We start from the raw sequence: 19,865 nt of genomic DNA on the forward strand, positions 1-19,865 counted from the left end.
GATCGCCTTTTTCTTTGCCGCCAACTTTGGGTTACAGGTCGCTGATGGTGCGTACCTGGTCCTTGTTGATGCGGGTGCGCTTGCCGTCGAGTTGCTGGAACTCGTAGAAGCCGGCGTCGCGGTCGAACTTCGGTGCGTCGACGGCCTGGATTTCACGGCCATCGTTGAGGGTGATCAGGCTTGGGGTGGAGCAGCCGGCCAGGGTGGCGAAAGTGCCGAACAGCAGGGCGGGCAGCAGAAGCTTTTTCATGCGGTGTTTCCTGGGTTTACGAAAGGTGGGGCAGTGTTGTTGCCTGTGCTGGCCTCTTCGCGGGTTTGCCCGCGAAAAGGCCGGCACAGGCAATCTGTGAATCAGTCGATGTACTCGAACAGCTTGACGATCTTCTGCACGCCCGACACACCCTGTACCACGGCAGTGGCCGAGTTGGCCTCCTGCTGGGTCACCAGGCCGAGCAGGTAGACGATGCCGTTCTCGGTAATCACCTTGATGCGCGAGCTGGGGACGGCATTGTCGGTCAGCATCTGGGCCTTGATCTTGGTGGTCAACCAGGCGTCGTTGTTGCGCGCCAGGATGGAAGAGGGCTGCATCACCTGCAGTTCGTTGTGCACTTTCTTGACCCGCTGCACCTGGCTGGCGGTCTGCTCGGCGAGGCTCTTGAGGTCGGCGCGTGGGGTCTGGCCGGCCAGCAGGACGATGCCGTTGTAGCTGCTGACAACGATGTGCGAACCTTTGTCCAGGTCAGGGCTGGCCTTGGCGATATTGACCGAGGCCTTGGTTTCGATCAGCGAATCGTCGATCTTGCTGCCGATGGTGCGCGTGCCGCGATCATCTTCGATCGGCGAATTGCGGGTAGAGGTCAGTACCGAGCTGCAACCGGTGACGCTCAGGCACAGGGTCAGGGCCATCAGGCCGAGGCGCATAGGGGTCATTCTTCACTCCCGAACAGTTGGCTGTCGATCAGATCACACAGGCAGTGGATCGCCAGCAGGTGGACTTCCTGGATGCGTGCGGTAACCGTCGAAGGTACGCGGATTTCCACGTCTTCGGGCAGCAGCAGCGAAGCCATGCCGCCGCCGTCACGGCCAGTCAATGCTACGACAATCATTTCGCGGTCATGTGCGGCCTGGATCGCCTGGATGACGTTGGCCGAGTTGCCGCTGGTGGAAATCGCCAGCAGAACGTCGCCGGGCTGGCCCAGGGCGCGGATCTGCTTGGAAAAGACTTCGTTGTAGCTGTAGTCGTTGGCGATCGAGGTCAGGGTCGAGCTGTCGGTGGTCAGCGCGATGGCCGGCAGGCTCGGGCGTTCGCGCTCGAAGCGGTTGAGCAGCTCCGAGGAAAAATGCTGGGCATCGCCGGCCGAGCCGCCGTTGCCGCAGGCGAGCATCTTGCCCTCGTTGAGCAGCGCGTTGACCATGACCAGGCTGGCCTGCTCGATGTGCGGTGCCAGGATGTCCATTGCCTGTTGCTTGGTATCGATGCTGGCCTGGAACAGCCGGCGAATTCGGGATTGCATGTCCATCTGGTGACCTTAAATGGGGCGGTGGCCTTTGCTACGCGCAACAACGACCAGCCCGCGAAACATAGAGCAAAAAAATCGGAGTGGGTTCAGCATTCGAAGGCATTTTTCAGCCATTGAAGCGGTCTGCCTGCATGGTGGCTGCCCTGCAGGGCGACTACGTCGAAGCGGCAGGGGTGGTTGCCCCAGTGGGGCTCCTTCTGCAGGAACAGGCTGGCGGCGAGCACCAACCGTTTCTGCTTGCGCCCGTCGATACTGCCGAGGGCGCCACCGAAGCCCGCGTGCAACCGGTAGCGGACTTCGACGAATACTACTGTATCGGCGTCGAGCATGACCAGATCAAGCTCTCCACCTTTGCATCGCCAGTTGCGCGCCAGCAGTTGCAGACCCTGCCCTTGAAGGTACTCAAGGGCCCGGGTTTCTGCTGCCTGCCCGGCGCGGGTGGGCGACGCTGCTGCCATCAGCGAGGGGTGTCAGGCAGGCGCTGGACCTGGCCGCCGGAGAACTCGGCCCAGGGCAACTGGCGTTCGACGCGCTGGTTGGCGTTCATGCTCAGGCTGCCCGAAAGGCCCAGTACGCGGTTGTCCGGCAGCGCTTTCAGCTGGCCCAGGCGTGGCGCCAGGCTGTAGGCATCGATGCCCATGGCATACAGGCGGCCCAGGCTGCCGGCGGCTTGCGGCCACTGCTGCACGACCTGCTGGCGCAGGCTGTTGCTGGTGTCGAGCAGCCACGGCGTTTCGCAGAAGCGGATGCCGTTCATGTCGTTGTACTGGTTGACGTCACCACTGGCGCTGTACAGGTTCGAGGTGGCGTAGACCGGTACGTCACCGGCGTACTGGAAGTTCAGGGTCGGCTTGATCTGCTGGGCCTGTTGCGGGGTCGAGGCGAGGAAGATGAAGTCGATGTCCTGGCGGCGCGACGGCTGTGCGGCGATGCTGCCGCCTACCGTGCTCTGCAGGCTCTTGGCGCGGCCCTCGCTCTGGCGCAGCTGGAACAGGTCGGCAATCTGCTGGGCCAGGGCGACCGGCTGGGCGATGCGCTCGGCGGCGAGCAGGGTGCCACCGTTGCCCTCCCAGTCCTGGCGGAAGGCGGCAAGCACGCGGTCGCCCCATTCGCCGCTCGGCACCAGGGCTACGGCGCGGACCATGCCATCGGCGCGGGCGCGGCGTGCCACTTCACGGGCTTCGTCTTCGGCAGCCAGGCCGAACTGGAACAGCTGCGGCGGAGCCTTCTGGCCGGCGTCGGCGTAGTTCAGGGCCAGGGTAGTGATCGGCAGTTGTGGCTTGGCAGCCAGTTGCTTGACCAGCGGTTTTTCCAGCGGGCCAATGACCAGCTGTACGCCAGCGGCCTGGGCCTGGCGATAGAAGTCGTCGAGCGAGCCGATGCGCGAGCTGTCGAATACCTGCACGGCTGGCGCCTGCTGGCCGGCTTGCTGGGCCTGGAAGTGCGCAGCCATGAAGCCGTCACGCAAGGCGCGGGCAACACCGGCCAGCGGGCCTTCCTGGGGCAGCAGCAGGGCAATCTTGGTCAGCGGCTGGCTGGCCAGCTCCTTGAGCTTGGTCAGCGCCAGCGGCAGTTGCTGGGCGGCCGGGTGGTCCGGGTGCTGCTTGACCCAGGCTTCGATAGCCGCTTGCTGCTGCTCCAGGGTGCCGGCGCTTTTTACCGCGAAGGCCAGGCTGGTCCAGCCGGCCAGGGTCTGGTCGTTGCCTGGCTGCTGCAGTTGCTCTGCCGGCAGCGAGGCGACCAGGGCCCAAATGGCGTCATTGTTGGCGCTGGCGGCCTGGCCGCTGAGCAGCGGGGCCAGCAGTACGCGCTGTTGCGCGGCGGCCAGGGCCTGGCCATCGGCTTCGAGGGCGGCTGCGTGCACGCTGTAGGTGCGCGCCTGTTGTTGTTCTGGCAGTTCGGCGACGCGTTGCAGGCTGGGGTGAGCCAGGGCGGTCAGTGCAGCCTTGGGCTGGTTGCGGCTCATGGCCAGCTCGGCACCGAGGGTGCTGGCGAACACTTGCTGGGCCGGCTTGAGCGTGTCCAGCGGCACCTGCTCAAGGATACGTGCGGCGCGTGGGAAGTCCTTCTGCTTGTAGGCCAGGTCGGCTGCGCTCAGGCGCAGCAGGGCGGCGTCTTCCGCGGACTTGCTGGAAGCTGCCTTTTCGAGCAGTTGCTCGATGCTGGCGTCCGGGGTGCGTGGCAGTTCGCCCAGGCTGGATGAGGGCGAGCTGGCACAGGCTGCCAGCAGGGCGGCAAGGCAGAGGGCTGTGAACAGCCGCAGGCAAGCGATCATGTAAAGGTCCTGTTACTCGATCAAGGTGGCCGGCAATTGTACCCAAGCGCTGGCCGGGGCGCGATGTCGCCGTGTCGATCCTTCACTATAGGTGGCCTGCCATCGGTCGTCGGCGAGTTTCTTTGCGCCCTGTTGCAGGCGCTCGGGCTACAATGGCGCCTTTGATCCGAACGACAGGTGTGCGCAGTGACTGATGTGGCAGGGGCTTCGAAATCCACCGTGGGGACGCTGTACGTGGTCGCAACCCCCATCGGTAACCTCGACGACATGAGCGCTCGGGCGCTGAAGGTGCTGGCGGACGTGGCCCTGATCGCGGCGGAAGATACCCGTCATTCGATCCGCCTGCTGCAGCACTTCGGCATCGACACGCCGCTGGCGGCCTGCCATGAGCACAACGAGCGTGACGAGGGCGGGCGTTTTCTTGCCAAGTTGCTGGCGGGTGAGAATGTGGCGTTGGTTTCCGATGCAGGCACGCCGCTGATTTCCGATCCGGGCTACCACCTGGTGCGTCAGGCGCGGGCTGCAGGGGTGAACGTGGTGCCGGTGCCGGGCGCCTGCGCGCTGATCGCCGCACTGTCGGCGGCCGGCCTGCCGTCGGACCGCTTCATCTTCGAAGGCTTCCTGCCGGCCAAGGCGGCGGGGCGTCGGGCGCGCCTGGAGCAGGTAAAGGAGGAACCGCGCACGCTGATCTTCTATGAGGCCCCGCACCGTATCCTGGAGTGCCTTGAAGACATGGAGGCGGTATTCGGTGGCGAGCGCCCGGCGCTGTTGGCGCGAGAGCTGACCAAGACCTTCGAGACCCTCAAGGGCCTGCCCCTGGCCGAACTGCGCGCATTCGTTGCCGGTGACAGCAACCAGCAGCGCGGTGAGTGCGTGGTGCTGGTCGGTGGCTGGAGTGCGCCGGAGGGCGAGCAGGCGATCAGTGCCGAGGCGCGGCGGGTGCTCGACCTGCTGCTGGCCGAGCTCCCGCTCAAGCGGGCGGCGGCGCTGGCCGCGGAAATTACCGGGGTGCGCAAGAACCTGCTGTATCAACTTGCCCTGGAAAAGCAGAAAACCGAGTAGTGGCTAATTGATATAAATGCCGGTATTGCTTGTCCTTGGGCGCGCGTGCCGTTAATCTTGGCGGTGGAGAGTCGATCGGACAGTCGCTGCCTGCTTTTGTTCCGCAATAGCAGGGGGAGGAAAGTCCGGGCTCCATAGGGCAGAGTGCCAGGTAACGCCTGGGAGGCGCGAGCCTACGGAAAGTGCCACAGAAAATAACCGCCTAAGCACTTCGGTGCCGGTAAGGGTGAAAAGGTGCGGTAAGAGCGCACCGCACGGCTGGCAACAGTTCGTGGCTAGGTAAACCCCACTCGGAGCAAGACCAAATAGGGTTCCATCAGGCGTGGCCCGCGTCGGAACCGGGTAGGTTGCTAGAGGCGTCCAGCGATGGCCGTCGTAGAGGAATGACTGTCCTCGACAAAACCCGGCTTACAGATCGACTCTCCACCTTTCCTTCCCTGCTTGATTCGATAGCAGATGCCCGTTGGTAATACCGAAAAAATCTTACTCTTGATAAATCACTTTAACTTCGAACTCCACCTGCTTGCGTGGGTTTGATTTTTCTCGTGTTTTTTTCTCCTTGGTAATCCTTCCGCATTCCCTTATTGCGCTAAATCTCGGTCCTGTAAGGCTTTTCCTTCCGAACGTGCCTTGACGGTGCTGCGGGCGGATTCCTATAGTGTGCGCAAGTGGCAGAAAGTGGGATGAAGTGGGTTTTCTGGCACAAAAAAGCTAACATTGTGGGGAATCGCAGCCGTGTTCCGCGGAGCCAACGCCGTCAGCCTCGATGCCAAGGGCCGTCTCGCCATGCCGAGCCGGTACCGTGACGAGCTCGATTCGCGTTGCAATGGTCAGCTGATCGTGACCATCGACGCCGTTGACCCCTGCTTGTGTGTTTATCCCCTCGATGAGTGGGAACAGATAGAAGCCAAGTTGCGTGCCTTGCCATCGTTGCGTGAGGAAAACCGCCGCCTGCAGCGTTTGCTGATCGGTAATGCGGTTGACCTGGAGCTCGATGGCAGTGGGCGTTTCCTGGTGCCGCCCCGTCTGCGTGAGTACGCCAAGCTCGACAAGAAGGCGATGCTGGTGGGGCAACTGAACAAATTCCAGCTGTGGGATGAGGATGCCTGGAACGCGGTTTCGGCAGCTGACCTTGCAGCTATTCAACAACCGGGCGCCATGCCCGACGAATTGCGTGACCTGATCCTGTGACCATAGATAGCGGCTTCAACCACATTACCGTCCTGCTCGACGAAGCTGTCGAGGCATTGGCCCTGCGCGCCGACGGTTGCTATCTGGACGGCACCTTTGGCCGTGGCGGGCACAGCCGGTTGATTCTCAGCAAGCTCGGGCCGCAAGGGCGGCTGCTGGGTTTCGACAAAGATCCACAGGCGATTGCCACGGGGCAAGCGCTGGCGGCCGAAGACGGCCGCTTTGTCATTGTGCAGCGCAGCTTTGCCGAGCTGGGCGCGGAAGTGGCCGAGCGCGGCCTGGATGGCAAGGTCAGCGGCGTATTGCTGGACCTGGGCGTTTCCTCGCCGCAGCTGGATGACCCTGAGCGGGGCTTCAGCTTCCTCAATGATGGCCCGCTGGACATGCGCATGAACCCGGGCCAGGGCATCAGTGCCGCCGAGTTCATCGCCACTGCGCCTGAAGAAGAAATTGCCCGCGTGTTCAAGGAATACGGCGAAGAGCGCTTCGCCAAGCGCATGGCTCGCGCCGTGGTGCAGCGCCGCGAACAGCAACCGTTCACCCGCACCGGTGACCTCGCCGAGGTGCTGAAGGTGGCCAACCCGGCCTGGGAGAAGGGCAAGAACCCGGCGACCCGCGCCTTCCAGGGCCTGCGCATTCACGTCAACAACGAACTGGGTGACCTCGAGGCGGGCCTCGAGGCCGCGATCGATGCGCTGGAAGTTGGGGGCCGCCTGGCGGTGATCAGCTTCCACTCGCTGGAAGACCGCATCGTCAAACTGTTCATGCGCAAGCTGGCCAAGGGAGAGGCCGACAACCTGCCGCGCAACCTGCCGGTTCAGCACAAGGTCTTCGAGCCGAAAATCAAGCTCATCGGCAAGGCCCAGTTCGCCTCCGAAGCCGAGCTCAAGGCCAACCCACGGTCGCGTAGCGCGGTGATGCGCGTGGCGGAGAAACTGCGGTGAGCAGGCTGTTTGCCAAACCCTTGCCAGGCGGAAGCTTCCTGATGCTTCTGCTGTTCGTTGCCGTGCTGATTTCGGCCATCGCCGTGTCCTACAGCGCGCACTGGAACCGTCAGTTGCTCAATACCCTGTACGGCGAGTTGAACGAGCGCGACAAGGCCCAGGCCGAGTGGGGCCGGCTGATCCTCGAACAAAGCACCTGGACCGCCGCCAGCCGCATCGAAAACCTGGCCTCCGAGCAACTGAAGATGCGCGTACCTTCGGCTGACGAAGTACGGATGGTGGCGCCATGATGAAGCTCGAAGGTGCACTCTACCCGTGGCGCTTCCGCGTGGTGATCGGCTTGCTGGCGCTGATGGTCGGTGCCATTTGCTGGCGCATCATCGACCTGCAGGTGGTCGACCGTGACTTCCTCAAGGGCCAGGGCGATGCGCGCAGCCTGCGTCACATCCCTATCCCGGCGCACCGTGGGCTGATCACCGACCGTAACGGCGAACCGCTGGCAGTCAGCACCCCGGTCACCACCCTGTGGGCCAACCCCAAGGAAATGCAGGCCTCCAAAGACCGCTGGCCACAGCTGGCCGCCGCGCTGGGGCAGAACCCGCAGCAACTGACCGAGCGCCTGACCCAACAGGCCGGCAAAGAGTTCATCTACCTGGTCCGCGGCCTGACCCCGGAGCAGGGCCAGCATGTGCTCGACCTGAAAGTGCCGGGTGTATACGGCCTGGAAGAATTCCGCCGCTTCTACCCGGCCGGTGATGTCACCGCGCACATGGTCGGCTTTACCGACCTCGATGACCACGGTCGCGAAGGGGTGGAACTGGCCTATGACGAGTGGCTTGCCGGTGTACCCGGCAAGCGGCAGGTGATCAAGGATCGGCGCGGCCGGCTGATCAAGGACATTCAGGTAACCAAGAACGCCAAGGCAGGGAAGACCTTGGCGTTGTCGATAGACCTGCGCCTGCAGTACCTGGCCACCCGCGAACTGCGCAACGCCATTGCCGAACAGGACGCCAAGGCCGGCAGCCTGGTGATCATGGACGTCAAGACCGGTGAGGTTCTGGCCATGGTCAACCAGCCGACCTACAACCCCAACAACCGCCGCAGCATGTTCCCGGCCGCCATGCGCAACCGCGCGATCATCGACGTGTTCGAGCCAGGCTCCACGGTCAAGCCGATCTCCATGAGCGCGGCGCTGCAGAGTGGCCGCTGGAAGCCGACCGACAAGGTCGAGGTGTACCCCGGCAGCCTGCAGATCGGCCGCTACACCATCAAGGACGTGTCCAAGAGCGAGGGCCCGATCCTCGACCTGACCGGCATCCTGATCAACTCCAGTAACGTCGGCATGAGCAAGATCGCCTTCGACATCGGTGGCGAGGCCATCTACCGGGTCATGTCCCAGGTCGGCCTGGGCCAGTACACCGGCCTTGGCTTCCCCGGCGAGCGCGTCGGCAACCTGCCCAACCACCGCGAGTGGCGCAAGGCCGAGACCGCGACCCTGTCCTATGGCTACGGCGTGTCGGTGACCGCCCTGCAGCTGGTGCATGCCTACGCGGCGCTGGCCAACGACGGCAAGATGGTGCCGCTGTCGATCCTCAAGGTCGACAAGGCCCCGGAAGCCGTGCAGGCCATTCCGAAGGAAACCGCCGAGACCGTTCAGGGCATGCTGCAGCAGGTGATCGAAGCTCCGCGCGGCGTGTTCCGCGCCCAGGTGCCGTTCTACCACGTGGCCGGCAAGTCCGGTACCGCGCGCAAGGCCACCGTGGGGTCCAAGGGCTACACCGAAAACGCCTACCGCTCACTGTTCGCCGGCTTCGGGCCGATGAGCGACCCTCGCTACGCCATCGTCGTGGTCATCGACGAACCGGGCAAGGGCGGCTACTTCGGTGGCCTGGTTTCGGCACCGGTGTTCAGCAAGGTCATGTCCGGCACACTGCGCCTGATGAACGTGCCGCCAGACAACCTGCCGCCACCAGCCCCCGTCGAACAATCGCAAGTCAATGCAGCAGCAACCGCCAAGGGAGGGCGTGGATGATGACAATGCCATTGAGCAAGCTTTTCGCTCACGCCAGCCGTGACCCGCTGATCCGTGAACTGACCCTGGACAGTCGCAACGTGCGCCCGGGCGACCTGTTCCTGGCCGTGCCGGGTGCCAAGGTCGATGGCCGCGAGCATATCGCCGATGCCCTGGCCCGTGGCGCTGCCGCCGTGGCCTATGAAGAACAGGGCGCGAGCGTGTTGCCAATCACCGATGTGCCGCTGATTCCGGTCAAGGGCCTGATCGCCCAGCTTTCGGATATCGCAGGTCGCTTCTATGGCGAGCCGAGCCGCCAGCTGAACCTGGTGGGCGTGACCGGCACCAACGGCAAGACCAGCGTCACCCAGCTGGTGGCCCAGGCGCTGGACGTGCTTGGCCAGCGTTGTGGCCTGATCGGCACCCTGGGTACCGGCTTCTATGGTGAGCTGCAGAGTGGCCGCCTGACCACGCCCGACCCGATCGCCGTGCAGTCGACCCTCAACGACCTCAGGAAAGGCGGCGCCAAGGCCGTGGCCATGGAGGTTTCCTCCCATGCCCTGGAGCAGGGGCGTGTCGCCGCGCTGGAGTTCGACATCGCGGTCATGACCAACCTGTCCCGCGACCATCTGGACTACCACGGCAGCATGGAGGCCTACGAGGCCGCCAAGGCCAAGTTGTTCGCCTGGCCGGGCCTGCGTTGCCAGGTGGTCAACCTGGATGATGACTTTGGCCGTCGCCTGGCCGCGGACTTTGCCCGCCGCCCGAGTGCCGACCATATCGAGACCCGGTTGCTCAGCTATAGCCTGGAGAACCCGGAGGCCTCGCTGTTCTGCCGTGAGGCCGTGTTCAATGACGATGGCGTGCGCGCCACCCTGGTCACCGCCCAGGGTGAACGTACCCTGCGTAGCCAGTTGCTGGGCCGCTTCAACCTGAGCAACATGCTCGCCGCCGTGGCGACCCTGCTGGCGCTGGACTATGCGCTGGATGAAATCCTCAAGGTCACCCCGCAGCTGCAGGGGCCGGTCGGCCGCATGCAGCGCCTGGGAGGCGGTGACAAGCCGCTGGTGGTGGTCGACTACGCACACACCCCGGACGCCCTGGAAAAAGTACTCGAAGCCCTGCGCCCGCACGCCCACGGCAAGTTGCTGTGCCTGTTCGGCTGCGGCGGCGACCGTGACCGCGGCAAGCGCCCGCTGATGGCCGAAGTGGCCGAGCGCCTGGCTGACCGCGTGCTGGTCACCGACGACAATCCGCGTACTGAAGACCCGCTGCGCATCTTTGACGACATCCGCCCGGGCTTCACCAAGCCTGCCGAAGTCGAGTTCGTTGCCGGTCGTGGCGAAGCCATCGCGCATCTGATCGCTACCGCCGCTGCCAACGATGTGATCGTGCTGGCCGGCAAGGGGCACGAGGATTACCAGGAGATCAATGGCGAGCGCCATGACTTCTCCGATCTGACCGAGGCCGAAAAGGCACTTGCAGCCTGGGAGGCTCCACATGCTTAAGCCGATGTCACTCAGCCAGCTGACCACAGCACTGAGTGGTCAACAAGTCGGTGCCGACGCCACGTTCACCGGCGTCAGCATCGACAGCCGCAGTGTTGGCGCCGGGCAGCTGTTCGTTGCCCTGGCCGGCCCGCGCTTCGATGGCCACGACTACCTGGCCGATGTAAAAGCCAAGGGCGCTGTCGCGGCCCTGGTCGAGCGTGAAGTGGCCGATGTCGACCTGCCGCAGCTGTTGGTGGCCGATTGCCGCTTGGCCCTCGGCCAGCTTGGCGCGCTGAACCGTGCTGCCTTCGACAAGCCGGTGGTGGCCATCACCGGTTCCAGCGGCAAGACCACGGTCAAGGAGATGCTCGCCAGCATCCTGCGTACCCGTGGCCTGGTGCACGCCACCCGCGGCAACCTGAACAACGACCTCGGTGCGCCACTGACCCTGCTGGAGATCGCCCCAGAGCACAGCGCCGCGGTGATCGAGCTGGGCGCCTCGCGCATTGGCGAGATCCGCTACACCGTCGGCCTGACCCGGCCTCAGGTGGTCATCATCAACAACGCCGGTACCGCCCACGTTGGCGAGTTCGGCGGCCCGGAAAAGATCGTCGAAGCCAAGGGCGAGATTCTCGAAGGCCTGGGCGAGGGCGGCACTGCCATCCTCAATCTGGCCGACAAGGCCTTCGATATCTGGCGCAAACGTGCCGGCAACCACCGCATCCTCAGCTTTGCCCTGGACAACCCGCAGGCTGACTTCCATGCCAGTGACATCGGCCGTGATGCCCGTGGCTGCCCGTCGTTCACCCTGCATGGGCCTGATGGCAAGGTGCCGGTGCAGTTGAACCTGCTGGGTACGCATAACGTCAGCAACGCCCTGGCCGCCGCCGCCGCTGCCCATGCCGTTGGTCTGAGCCTGAGCGGCATCGCCGCCGGCCTGGCTGCCGTGCAACCGGTCAAGGGCCGTACCGTGGCGCAGATCGCGCCGAACGGCGTGCGGGTGATCGACGACAGTTACAACGCAAATCCCACCTCCATGTGCGCAGCCATTGATATACTCGCCGGCTTTTCCGGACGCACCATCCTGGTGCTTGGGGATATCGGCGAACTGGGGCAATGGGCGGAGGAAGGCCACCGTCAGGTGGGTGACTACGCGCGTGGCAAGGTAGACGCCCTGTACGCGGTGGGCACCAACATGACACACGCGGTCAAGGCGTTCGGCGCCAATGGCCACCATTTCGCTACTCAAGCTGAACTGATCGACGCGGTTGGCGCCGAGAATGCCAGCGACACCACTATCTTGATCAAGGGCTCGCGCAGCGCTGCGATGGAAAACGTCGTGGCGGCATTGTGCGGTGCCAGCGGGGAGAAACATTAATGCTGCTGCTGTTGGCCGAGTATCTGCAACAGTTCCACAAAGGCTTCGCGGTCTTCCAGTACCTGTCCCTGCGCGGGATTCTGGGTGTGCTGACCGCGTTGTCCCTGGCGCTGTGGCTGGGGCCGTGGATGATCCGTACCCTGCAAATCCGCCAGATCGGCCAGGCCGTGCGTAACGACGGCCCGCAATCGCACCTGTCCAAGTCCGGCACCCCGACCATGGGCGGGGCGCTGATCCTGTCCGCCATCGCCGTCAGCACCCTGCTGTGGGCCGACCTGACCAACCGCTACGTGTGGGTGGTGCTGATCGTTACCCTGGCATTCGGTGCCATCGGCTGGGTCGACGACTACCGCAAGGTGATCGAAAAGAATTCGCGCGGCCTGCCAAGCCGCTGGAAGTACTTCTGGCAGTCGGTGTTCGGCCTGGCAGCCGCCATCTTCCTGTACAAGACCGCACCGACCAGCGTCGAAACCACGCTGATCCTGCCGTTCGTCAAGGATGTCACCATTCCGCTGGGCATCGGCTTCGTCGTGCTGACCTACTTCGTCATTGTCGGCTCGAGCAACGCGGTCAACCTTACCGACGGCCTCGACGGCCTGGCGATCATGCCGACGGTGATGGTCGGTGGTGCCCTGGGCATCTTCTGCTACCTGTCGGGCAACGTGAAGTTCGCCGAATACCTGCTGATCCCCTATGTGCCGGGCTCGGGCGAGCTGATCGTGTTCTGCGGCGCGCTGATCGGTGCCGGCCTGGGCTTCCTGTGGTTCAACACCTACCCGGCGCAGGTGTTCATGGGTGACGTTGGCGCACTGGCGTTGGGCGCCGCGCTGGGCACCATCGCCGTGATCGTTCGCCAGGAAATCGTGCTGTTCATCATGGGCGGCGTGTTCGTCATGGAAACCCTGTCGGTGGTGATCCAGGTTGCCTCCTTCAAGCTGACCGGCAAGCGCGTGTTCCGCATGGCGCCGATCCACCACCACTTTGAACTCAAGGGCTGGCCAGAGCCACGGGTGATCGTCCGCTTCTGGATCATCACCGTGATCCTGGTGCTGATCGGCCTTGCAACCCTGAAACTGAGGTAGATGAGCGTGTCTTTGATCGCTTCCGACCAATTCCGCATCGTTGTCGGCCTCGGCAAGAGCGGCATGTCCCTGGTTCGCTTCCTGGCGAGCCGGGGCGTTGCCTTTGCGGTCGCCGACACCCGCGAGCAACCGCCGGAACTGGACACCCTGCGCCGTGATTACCCGCAGGTGGAAGTGCGCTGTGGTGAGCTGGACGTGGACTTCCTGTGCCGCGCCAACGAGCTGTACGTAAGCCCCGGCCTGGCCCTGGCCACCCCGGCCCTGCAGCAGGCGGCCGCGCGTGGCGTGAAGCTGTCCGGTGACATCGAACTGTTCGCCCGCTACGCCAAGGCCCCGATCATTGCCATCAGCGGCTCCAACGCCAAGAGCACCGTCACCACCCTGGTTGGCGAAATGGCCGCCAAGGCCGGCAAGCGCGTGGCGGTGGGCGGCAACCTCGGTACCCCGGCACTGGACTTGTTGGCCGATGATGTCGAGCTGTACGTGCTGGAACTGTCCAGCTTCCAGCTGGAAACCACTGACCAGCTCAACGCCGAAGTGGCCACGGTGCTGAACATCAGCGAAGACCACATGGACCGCTACAGCGGCCTGCCGGCCTACCACCTGGCCAAGCACCGGATCTTCCGTGGCGCCAAACAGGTTGTCGTCAATCGTCAGGACGCCCTGAGCCGCCCACTGCCGGTCGAAGGCCGCCCATGCTGGACCTTCGGCCTCAACCAGCCAGACTTCAAGGCCTTTGGCCTGCGCGAAGTGGACGGTGAGAAGTACCTGGCATTCGAGTTCCAGGCGCTGATGCCGGTGCGCGAACTGAAGATTCGTGGTGCCCACAACCAGAGCAATGCCTTGGCGGCGTTGGCCCTGGGGCATGCTGCCGGCCTGCCGTTCGAGCCGATGCTCGAAGCCCTGCGCGAGTTCGGTGGCCTGGCCCATCGCTGCCAGTGGGTGCGCGAGCGCAACGGCGTGAACTGGTACGACGATTCCAAGGCCACCAACGTCGGTGCTGCCCTGGCCGCCATCGAGGGCCTGGGTGCCGATATCGAAGGCAAGCTGGTGCTGATCGCCGGTGGCGATGGCAAGGGCGCCGACTTCGCTGCACTGCGCGAGCCGGTCCAGCGCTTCTGCCGTGCTGTGGTACTGCTTGGCCGTGATGCCGAGCGCCTGGCCGAAGCCCTTGGCGATGGTGTGCAACTGGTCCGCGTGAAAACCCTCGACGATGCCGTGCAGCAATGCGCCGAACTGGCCCAGGCGGGTGATGCCGTGCTGCTGTCGCCGGCGTGCGCCAGCCTCGACATGTTCAGGAACTTCGAAGAACGCGGGCGCCTGTTCGCCCAGGCAGCGGGAGGCCTTGCATGATCTTCGGCATCCTCAAGCCCTATCCGTCGCCGCTGATCAGCGGCCGTGGCATCGACCTGGACTTTGCGATGCTCGCTGGCTGCCTGGCATTGCTGGGCCTGGGCCTGGTGATGATCACCTCTGCGTCCTCGGAAGTGGCTGCGGTGCAGTCGGGCAACCCGCTTTACCACATGTTCCGCCACCTGGTGTACGTGTTCCTCGGCCTGGTCGCCTGTGGCGCCACCATGCTGGTGCCGATCGCCACCTGGCAGCGCATGGGCTTCATGATGCTGCTGGGGGCCTTCGGCCTGCTGGTGCTGGTGCTGGTGCCGGGTATCGGCCGCGAAGTGAACGGCTCCATGCGCTGGATCGGCTTCAGCTTCTTCAACGTGCAGCCCTCGGAAATCGCCAAGGTGTTCGTGGTCATTTACCTGGCCGGCTACCTTGTACGCCGGCAGACCGAGGTACGCGAAACCTGGATGGGCTTCTTCAAACCGTTCATCGTGCTGCTGCCCATGGCGGCCCTGCTGCTGATGGAGCCGGACTTCGGTGCCACCGTGGTAATGATGGGCGCGGCGGCGGCCATGCTGTTCCTGGGCGGTGTGGGGCTGTTCCGCTTCAGCCTGATGGTGGTGCTGGCGGTGGTCGCGGTGTTCGTCCTGGTACAGGCGCAGCCTTACCGCATGGCGCGCCTGATTACCTTTACCGACCCGTGGTCCGACCAGTTCGGCTCGGGCTACCAGCTGACCCAGGCGCTGATTGCCTTCGGCCGTGGCGAGTGGCTGGGCGTTGGCCTGGGCAACAGCGTGCAGAAGCAGTTCTACCTGCCTGAAGCGCACACCGACTTCGTGTTCTCGGTACTGGCCGAAGAACTCGGCGTGGTCGGCTCGCTGCTGACCATCGCGCTCTTCGTGTTCGTGACCGTGCGTGCCCTGTACATCGGCCTGTGGGCTGAAAAAGCCAAGCAGTTCTTTGCCGCTTATGTCGCCTTCGGGCTGGCGTTCCTGTGGATCGGCCAGTTCCTGATCAACATCGGTGTGAACGTCGGCCTGCTGCCGACCAAGGGCCTGACCCTGCCGTTCCTCAGCTACGGGGGCAGCTCGCTGGTGATCTGCTGTGCCTGCGTGGGCCTGTTGCTGCGTATCGAGTGGGAAAGCCGCACGCACCTGGGCAGTGAGGAACACGAGTTCAGCGAAAGCGATTTTGCCGAGGAGACCAATCATGGCCGCTGACGGCAAGAATGTACTGATCATGGCGGGCGGCACCGGGGGCCACGTGTTCCCGGCCCTGGCCTGCGCCCGTGAGTTCCAGGCACGTGGTTACAGCGTGCACTGGCTGGGCACCCCGCGTGGCATCGAGAATGAACTGGTGCCCCAGGCTGGCCTGCCGTTGCACCTGATCCAGGTCAGTGGCCTGCGCGGCAAGAGCAAGCTGTCGTTGCTCAAGGCGCCGTTCACCCTGGTCAAGGCCGTGCTGCAGGCGCGGCGTATCGTGCGTGAGCTCAAGCCTGTATGCGTGGTCGGCTTCGGTGGCTATGTGACCGGCCCGGGTGGCGTCGCCGCACGCCTGTGCGGCGTACCGCTGGTGATCCATGAGCAGAACGCCCGCGCCGGCACTGCCAACCGGTTGCTGGTGCCACTCTCGGCACGGGTTTGCGAAGCTTTCCCGAACACCTTCGAGGCCAGCGACAAACGTCGCACCACCGGCAACCCGGTGCGCCCGGAGCTGTTCATGGACGCGCATCGCGCGCCCCTGACCGAGCGCCGTGCACGCCTGTTGGTGCTCGGTGGCAGCCTGGGCGCGGAACCATTGAACAAATTGTTGCCTAAGGCCCTGTCCGAGGTGCCCGCCGCGCTGCGGCCAGAGGTGTTCCACCAGGCTGGCAAGCAACACGCGCCGATCACCGCCGAGCGTTATCACGAGGCGGGTGTCGAGGCGCAGGTAGAGCCCTTCATCAAGGACATGGCCCAAGCCTATGGCTGGGCCGACATGGTGGTGTGCCGGGCCGGTGCCCTGACCGTCAGCGAGCTGGCGGCAGCAGGCCTGCCTTCGGTGCTGGTGCCATTGCCCCACGCGATCGACGACCACCAGACCCACAACGCCCAATATCTGGCCCGGGAAGGTGCTGCCTTCCTGATGCCACAAGCGACAACTGGCGCAGCGCAGCTCGCTGAACGCCTGAACGAGGTGCTGATGCAACCCGAGAAACTCAACGTCATGGCAGGCACCGCACGGCGCCTGGCCAAACCTGCCGCAACCAGCACCGTGGTCGATATCTGCCTGGAGGTGGCCCATGGTTGAGAGCCAGAAAGCCATGCCCCAGCCGAAGATGGGCCGTATCCGCCGTATTCACTTCGTCGGTATCGGCGGCGTGGGCATGTGCGGCATTGCCGAAGTGTTGCTGAACCTGGGCTATGAAGTGTCCGGTTCCGATCTGAAGGCCTCGCCGGTCACCGAGCGCCTGGAATCGTTCGGTGCCGAGATCTTCGTCGGCCACCGCGCCGAGAACGCCGCCACCGCCGATGTGCTGGTGGTGTCCAGCGCCATCAACCCGGCCAACCCGGAAGTCGCCACCGCCCTGGAGCGGCGCATTCCGGTGGTGCCGCGTGCCGAGATGCTCGCCGAGCTGATGCGCTACCGCCATGGCGTGGCCGTTGCCGGTACCCACGGCAAGACCACCACCACCAGCCTGCTGGCTTCAGTGTTCGCTGCCGGCGGCCTGGACCCGACCTTCGTCATCGGCGGCCGCCTGACCGCTGCCGGCACCAATGCCCAGCTCGGCACCAGCCGCTACCTGATTGCCGAAGCGGACGAGAGCGATGCCAGCTTCCTGCACCTGCAGCCGATGGTGGCCGTGGTCACCAACATCGACGCCGACCACATGGCGACCTACGAAGGTGACTTCAACAAACTGAAGAAAACCTTCGTCGAGTTCCTGCACAACCTGCCGTTCTACGGCCTGGCCGTGATGTGCCTGGACGACCCGGTAGTGCGCGAGATCCTGCCACAGGTCAAGCGCCCGACCGTGACCTATGGCTTCAGCGACGAGGCCGACATCCGCGCCATCAACGTGCGCCAGAAGGGCATGCAGACCCACTTCACCGTGCTGCGCCGTGACCGCGAGCCGCTGGAGGTGTCGGTGAACATGCCCGGCAACCACAACGTGCTCAACGCCTTGGCCACCATCGCCATCGCCACCGACGAAGGCATCACTGACGAGGCCATCGTCCAGGGCCTGTCCGGCTTCCAGGGCGTCGGCCGCCGCTTCCAGGTGTATGGCGAACTGCCGGTCGAAGGCGGCAGCGTGATGCTGGTCGACGACTATGGCCACCACCCGACCGAAGTGGCTGCGGTGATCAAGGCCGTGCGCGGTGGCTGGCCAAGCCGCCGCCTGGTGATCGTCTACCAGCCGCATCGCTACAGCCGTACCCGCGACCTGTACGACGATTTCGTCCAGGTGCTGGGCGATGCCAACGTGCTGCTGCTGATGGAAGTCTACCCGGCTGGCGAAGAGCCGATCCCCGGTGCCGACAGCCGCCAGCTGTGCCACAGCATCCGCCAGCGCGGCAAGCTGGACCCGATCTACATCGAACGTGGCGTCGACCTGGCGCCACTGGTCAAGCCACTGCTGCGTGCTGGCGACATCCTGATCTGCCAGGGTGCCGGTGATGTCGGCGGCCTGGCCCCGCAATTGATGAAAAGCCCGCTGTTCGCTGGCGCCAAGCAGGAGAAGTCGAAATGACCAGCGCCTACGAAAAGCTGCACTCGACCCTGGACGTCAAGGCGTTCGGCCGTGTTGCCGTGCTGTACGGCGGCAAGAGTGCCGAGCGTGAAGTGTCGCTCAAATCCGGCGCTGCGGTGATCGACGCGCTGACTACCGCCGGTGTCGACGTGGTCGCCATCGACGTGGGTGACGACCTGCTCGACCGCCTGCAAAGCGAGAAGATCGACCGCGCCTTCATCATCCTCCACGGCCGTGGCGGTGAAGACGGCAGCATGCAAGGCCTGCTCGAGTGCCTGGGCATCCCGTACACCGGCAGTGGCATCCTTGCCTCGGCACTGGCCATGGACAAGCTGCGTACCAAGCAGGTGTGGCAGAGCCTGGGCATTCCGACCCCGCGCCATGCCGTGCTGGCGAGCGAAAGCGATTGTTTGCAGGCCGCTACGGAACTGGGCTTCCCGCTTATCGTCAAACCGGCCCATGAAGGTTCCAGCATCGGCATGGCCAAGGTGAACAGCGCCCAGGAACTGGTCGCCGCCTGGCAGGATGCTGCCAGATACGATTCCCAGGTACTGGTGGAGCAGTGGATCCACGGGCCGGAGTTCACCGTCGCGGTATTGCGTGGCCAGGTGCTGCCACCGATCGCCCTGGGTACGCCGCACGTGTTCTACGACTACGACGCCAAGTACATCGCCAACGATACCCAGTACCGCATTCCGTGCGGCCTGGACAGCGTCAAGGAACAGGAACTGATCGACCTGACCGCGCGCGCCTGCGATGCCATCGGCATCGAAGGCTGGGGGCGGCTGGACGTGATGCAGGACGAGCAGGGCCGGTTCTGGCTGCTCGAAGTCAACACCGCACCCGGCATGACCGATCATAGCCTGGTGCCCATGGCGGCCCGCGCGGCCGGCCTGGACTTCCAGCAACTGGTGCTGGCAATCCTGGCCGAAAGCGTGGCGACGCGAGGTTAACAACCATGCAAGGCGCGATGATACGTCAGCAGCAACCCGTTACCGGCCGTAGCAAGCCGGTGCCGCGTGGTGCCAGTCGGCTGGTGGCCGACGAGCCCGTATCGGCGCGCCTGCCGCGGCCAAGCCTGGGGGGGCTCAAGCGCCTGCTGTGGCCGGTGCTGCTGGTGGCGGCCGGGTTTGGCGCCTATGAGGGCGCCATTCGCCTGATGCCATACGCCGACCGGCCGATCACCAAGATCGACGTGCAGGGTGACCTCAGCTACATCAGCCAGCAGTCGGTGCAGCAGCGTATCGCGCCCTACGTGGCGGCGAGCTTCTTCAGCGTCGACCTGCCGGCGATGCGCGCCGAGCTCGAACAGATGCCGTGGATTGCCCATGCCGAAGTGCGCCGGGTATGGCCCGACGAGGTGGTGATCCGCCTGGAAGAACAGTTGCCGGTGGCACGCTGGGGTGACGAAGCCTTGCTCAACAACCAGGGCCAGGCCTTCACCCCGCGCGAGCTGGCCAACTACGAGCATCTGCCGCAGCTGGCCGGGCCGCAGCGTGCTCAGCAACAAGTCATGCAGCAGTATCAGGTATTGAGCCAGATGCTGCGCCCCCTGGGCTTTTCCATCGCTCGCCTGGAGCTGCGCGAGCGAGGCAGCTGGTTCCTGACCACCGGCGCGAGCAGCGCCGGGCCGGGCATCGAGCTGCTGCTGGGGCGCGACCATCTGGTGGAGAAAATGCGCCGTTTCATTGCCATATACGACAAAACACTCAAAGACCAGATCACCACTATCGCCCGCATTGATCTGCGTTATTCCAACGGACTTGCCGTTGGTTGGCGGGAACCGATTGCACCGACGACGGCCCAACCCGCCGTTGCGAAGAATTAGAGAGAGGCAG

Annotated in this window: 19 protein-coding genes and 1 other RNA gene; 15 read left to right on the top strand and 5 right to left on the bottom strand. The window is 64.5% G+C overall.

All coding sequences use genetic code 11. The features are described 5' to 3' along the window. Positions 1-31: 31 nt before the first annotated feature. From J5M71_RS17735 to J5M71_RS17755, 5 genes are all read right to left on the bottom strand, one after another. Complete coding sequence (locus J5M71_RS17735) at positions 32-250, bottom strand: YgdI/YgdR family lipoprotein (protein WP_046616516.1); 219 nt, start codon at positions 248-250, stop codon at positions 32-34. Between the two features lie 101 nt (positions 251-351). After that, complete coding sequence (locus tag J5M71_RS17740) at positions 352-930, bottom strand: BON domain-containing protein (RefSeq protein ID WP_063913315.1); 579 nt, start codon at positions 928-930, stop codon at positions 352-354. Then, a complete protein-coding gene (locus J5M71_RS17745; RefSeq protein WP_012274070.1) occupies positions 927-1,520 on the bottom strand; it encodes a phosphoheptose isomerase in 594 nt (197 codons plus the stop codon). Before J5M71_RS17745 ends, J5M71_RS17740 begins: the two co-directional genes overlap by 4 nt. Positions 1,521-1,606: 86 nt before the next feature. After that, the gene (locus tag J5M71_RS17750; protein WP_207834510.1) at positions 1,607-1,978 is read right to left on the bottom strand and encodes a YraN family protein; all 372 of its coding nucleotides are present in this window, start codon (positions 1,976-1,978) and stop codon (positions 1,607-1,609) included. Next, positions 1,978-3,795, bottom strand: coding sequence for a penicillin-binding protein activator (locus tag J5M71_RS17755; protein ID WP_207834512.1), 1,818 nt, complete (start codon positions 3,793-3,795; stop codon positions 1,978-1,980). Before J5M71_RS17755 ends, J5M71_RS17750 begins: the two co-directional genes overlap by 1 nt. A gap of 186 nt (positions 3,796-3,981) precedes the next feature. On the opposite strand from J5M71_RS17755, the gene rsmI reads away from it, so the two are divergent. The 15 genes from rsmI (at position 3,982) to J5M71_RS17830 (ending at position 19,855) form a co-directional block, all read left to right on the top strand. After that, complete coding sequence (gene rsmI, locus J5M71_RS17760; RefSeq protein WP_207834514.1) at positions 3,982-4,857, top strand: 16S rRNA (cytidine(1402)-2'-O)-methyltransferase; 876 nt, start codon at positions 3,982-3,984, stop codon at positions 4,855-4,857. Between the two features lie 67 nt (positions 4,858-4,924). Further along, an RNA gene (gene rnpB, locus J5M71_RS17765) (RNase P RNA component class A) lies at positions 4,925-5,284 on the top strand. A gap of 308 nt (positions 5,285-5,592) precedes the next feature. Beyond that, a complete protein-coding gene (mraZ, locus tag J5M71_RS17770) occupies positions 5,593-6,048 on the top strand; it encodes a division/cell wall cluster transcriptional repressor MraZ (RefSeq protein WP_004575120.1) in 456 nt (151 codons plus the stop codon). Between the two features lie 2 nt (positions 6,049-6,050). Next, the gene (gene rsmH / locus J5M71_RS17775; protein WP_207834659.1) at positions 6,051-6,992 is read left to right on the top strand and encodes a 16S rRNA (cytosine(1402)-N(4))-methyltransferase RsmH; all 942 of its coding nucleotides are present in this window, start codon (positions 6,051-6,053) and stop codon (positions 6,990-6,992) included. After that, the gene (gene ftsL, locus J5M71_RS17780; RefSeq protein WP_025340552.1) at positions 6,989-7,282 is read left to right on the top strand and encodes a cell division protein FtsL; all 294 of its coding nucleotides are present in this window, start codon (positions 6,989-6,991) and stop codon (positions 7,280-7,282) included. The genes rsmH and ftsL overlap by 4 nt, the downstream gene beginning before the upstream one ends. Further along, entirely contained in the window at positions 7,282-9,024 is a 1,743-nt protein-coding gene (locus J5M71_RS17785; RefSeq protein ID WP_207834661.1) for a penicillin-binding protein 2, read from the top strand. Before ftsL ends, J5M71_RS17785 begins: the two co-directional genes overlap by 1 nt. Then, the gene (locus J5M71_RS17790; RefSeq protein WP_207834516.1) at positions 9,021-10,511 is read left to right on the top strand and encodes a UDP-N-acetylmuramoyl-L-alanyl-D-glutamate--2,6-diaminopimelate ligase; all 1,491 of its coding nucleotides are present in this window, start codon (positions 9,021-9,023) and stop codon (positions 10,509-10,511) included. The genes J5M71_RS17785 and J5M71_RS17790 overlap by 4 nt, the downstream gene beginning before the upstream one ends. Continuing rightward, entirely contained in the window at positions 10,504-11,871 is a 1,368-nt protein-coding gene (gene murF, locus J5M71_RS17795; RefSeq protein WP_207834518.1) for a UDP-N-acetylmuramoyl-tripeptide--D-alanyl-D-alanine ligase, read from the top strand. Before J5M71_RS17790 ends, murF begins: the two co-directional genes overlap by 8 nt. Next, positions 11,871-12,953 carry a phospho-N-acetylmuramoyl-pentapeptide-transferase gene (mraY, locus tag J5M71_RS17800; protein ID WP_063913308.1) on the top strand — a complete coding sequence of 361 codons (1,083 nt, stop codon included), beginning with the start codon at positions 11,871-11,873 and terminating at the stop codon, positions 12,951-12,953. Before murF ends, mraY begins: the two co-directional genes overlap by 1 nt. A 6-nt stretch (positions 12,954-12,959) precedes the next feature. Beyond that, positions 12,960-14,306, top strand: a complete 1,347-nt coding sequence (gene murD, locus J5M71_RS17805; RefSeq protein WP_063913445.1) for a UDP-N-acetylmuramoyl-L-alanine--D-glutamate ligase — start codon at positions 12,960-12,962, stop codon at positions 14,304-14,306. Next, positions 14,306-15,517 (top strand): putative lipid II flippase FtsW, encoded by a 1,212-nt coding sequence (ftsW, locus tag J5M71_RS17810; protein ID WP_172827528.1) that lies wholly within the window; start codon positions 14,306-14,308, stop codon positions 15,515-15,517. Before murD ends, ftsW begins: the two co-directional genes overlap by 1 nt. After that, a complete protein-coding gene (murG, locus tag J5M71_RS17815; protein WP_063913306.1) occupies positions 15,507-16,586 on the top strand; it encodes an undecaprenyldiphospho-muramoylpentapeptide beta-N-acetylglucosaminyltransferase in 1,080 nt (359 codons plus the stop codon). Before ftsW ends, murG begins: the two co-directional genes overlap by 11 nt. Beyond that, entirely contained in the window at positions 16,579-18,027 is a 1,449-nt protein-coding gene (gene murC / locus J5M71_RS17820; RefSeq protein WP_063913305.1) for a UDP-N-acetylmuramate--L-alanine ligase, read from the top strand. Before murG ends, murC begins: the two co-directional genes overlap by 8 nt. Next, complete coding sequence (locus tag J5M71_RS17825; RefSeq protein WP_207834520.1) at positions 18,024-18,980, top strand: D-alanine--D-alanine ligase; 957 nt, start codon at positions 18,024-18,026, stop codon at positions 18,978-18,980. Before murC ends, J5M71_RS17825 begins: the two co-directional genes overlap by 4 nt. Before the next feature lie 5 nt (positions 18,981-18,985). Then, positions 18,986-19,855, top strand: coding sequence for a cell division protein FtsQ/DivIB (locus tag J5M71_RS17830; RefSeq protein ID WP_012274056.1), 870 nt, complete (start codon positions 18,986-18,988; stop codon positions 19,853-19,855). Positions 19,856-19,865 lie beyond the last annotated feature (10 nt).

This window comes from Pseudomonas sp. 43(2021), assembly GCF_017490805.1.
Taxonomy (GTDB): Bacteria; Pseudomonadota; Gammaproteobacteria; order Pseudomonadales; family Pseudomonadaceae; genus Aquipseudomonas.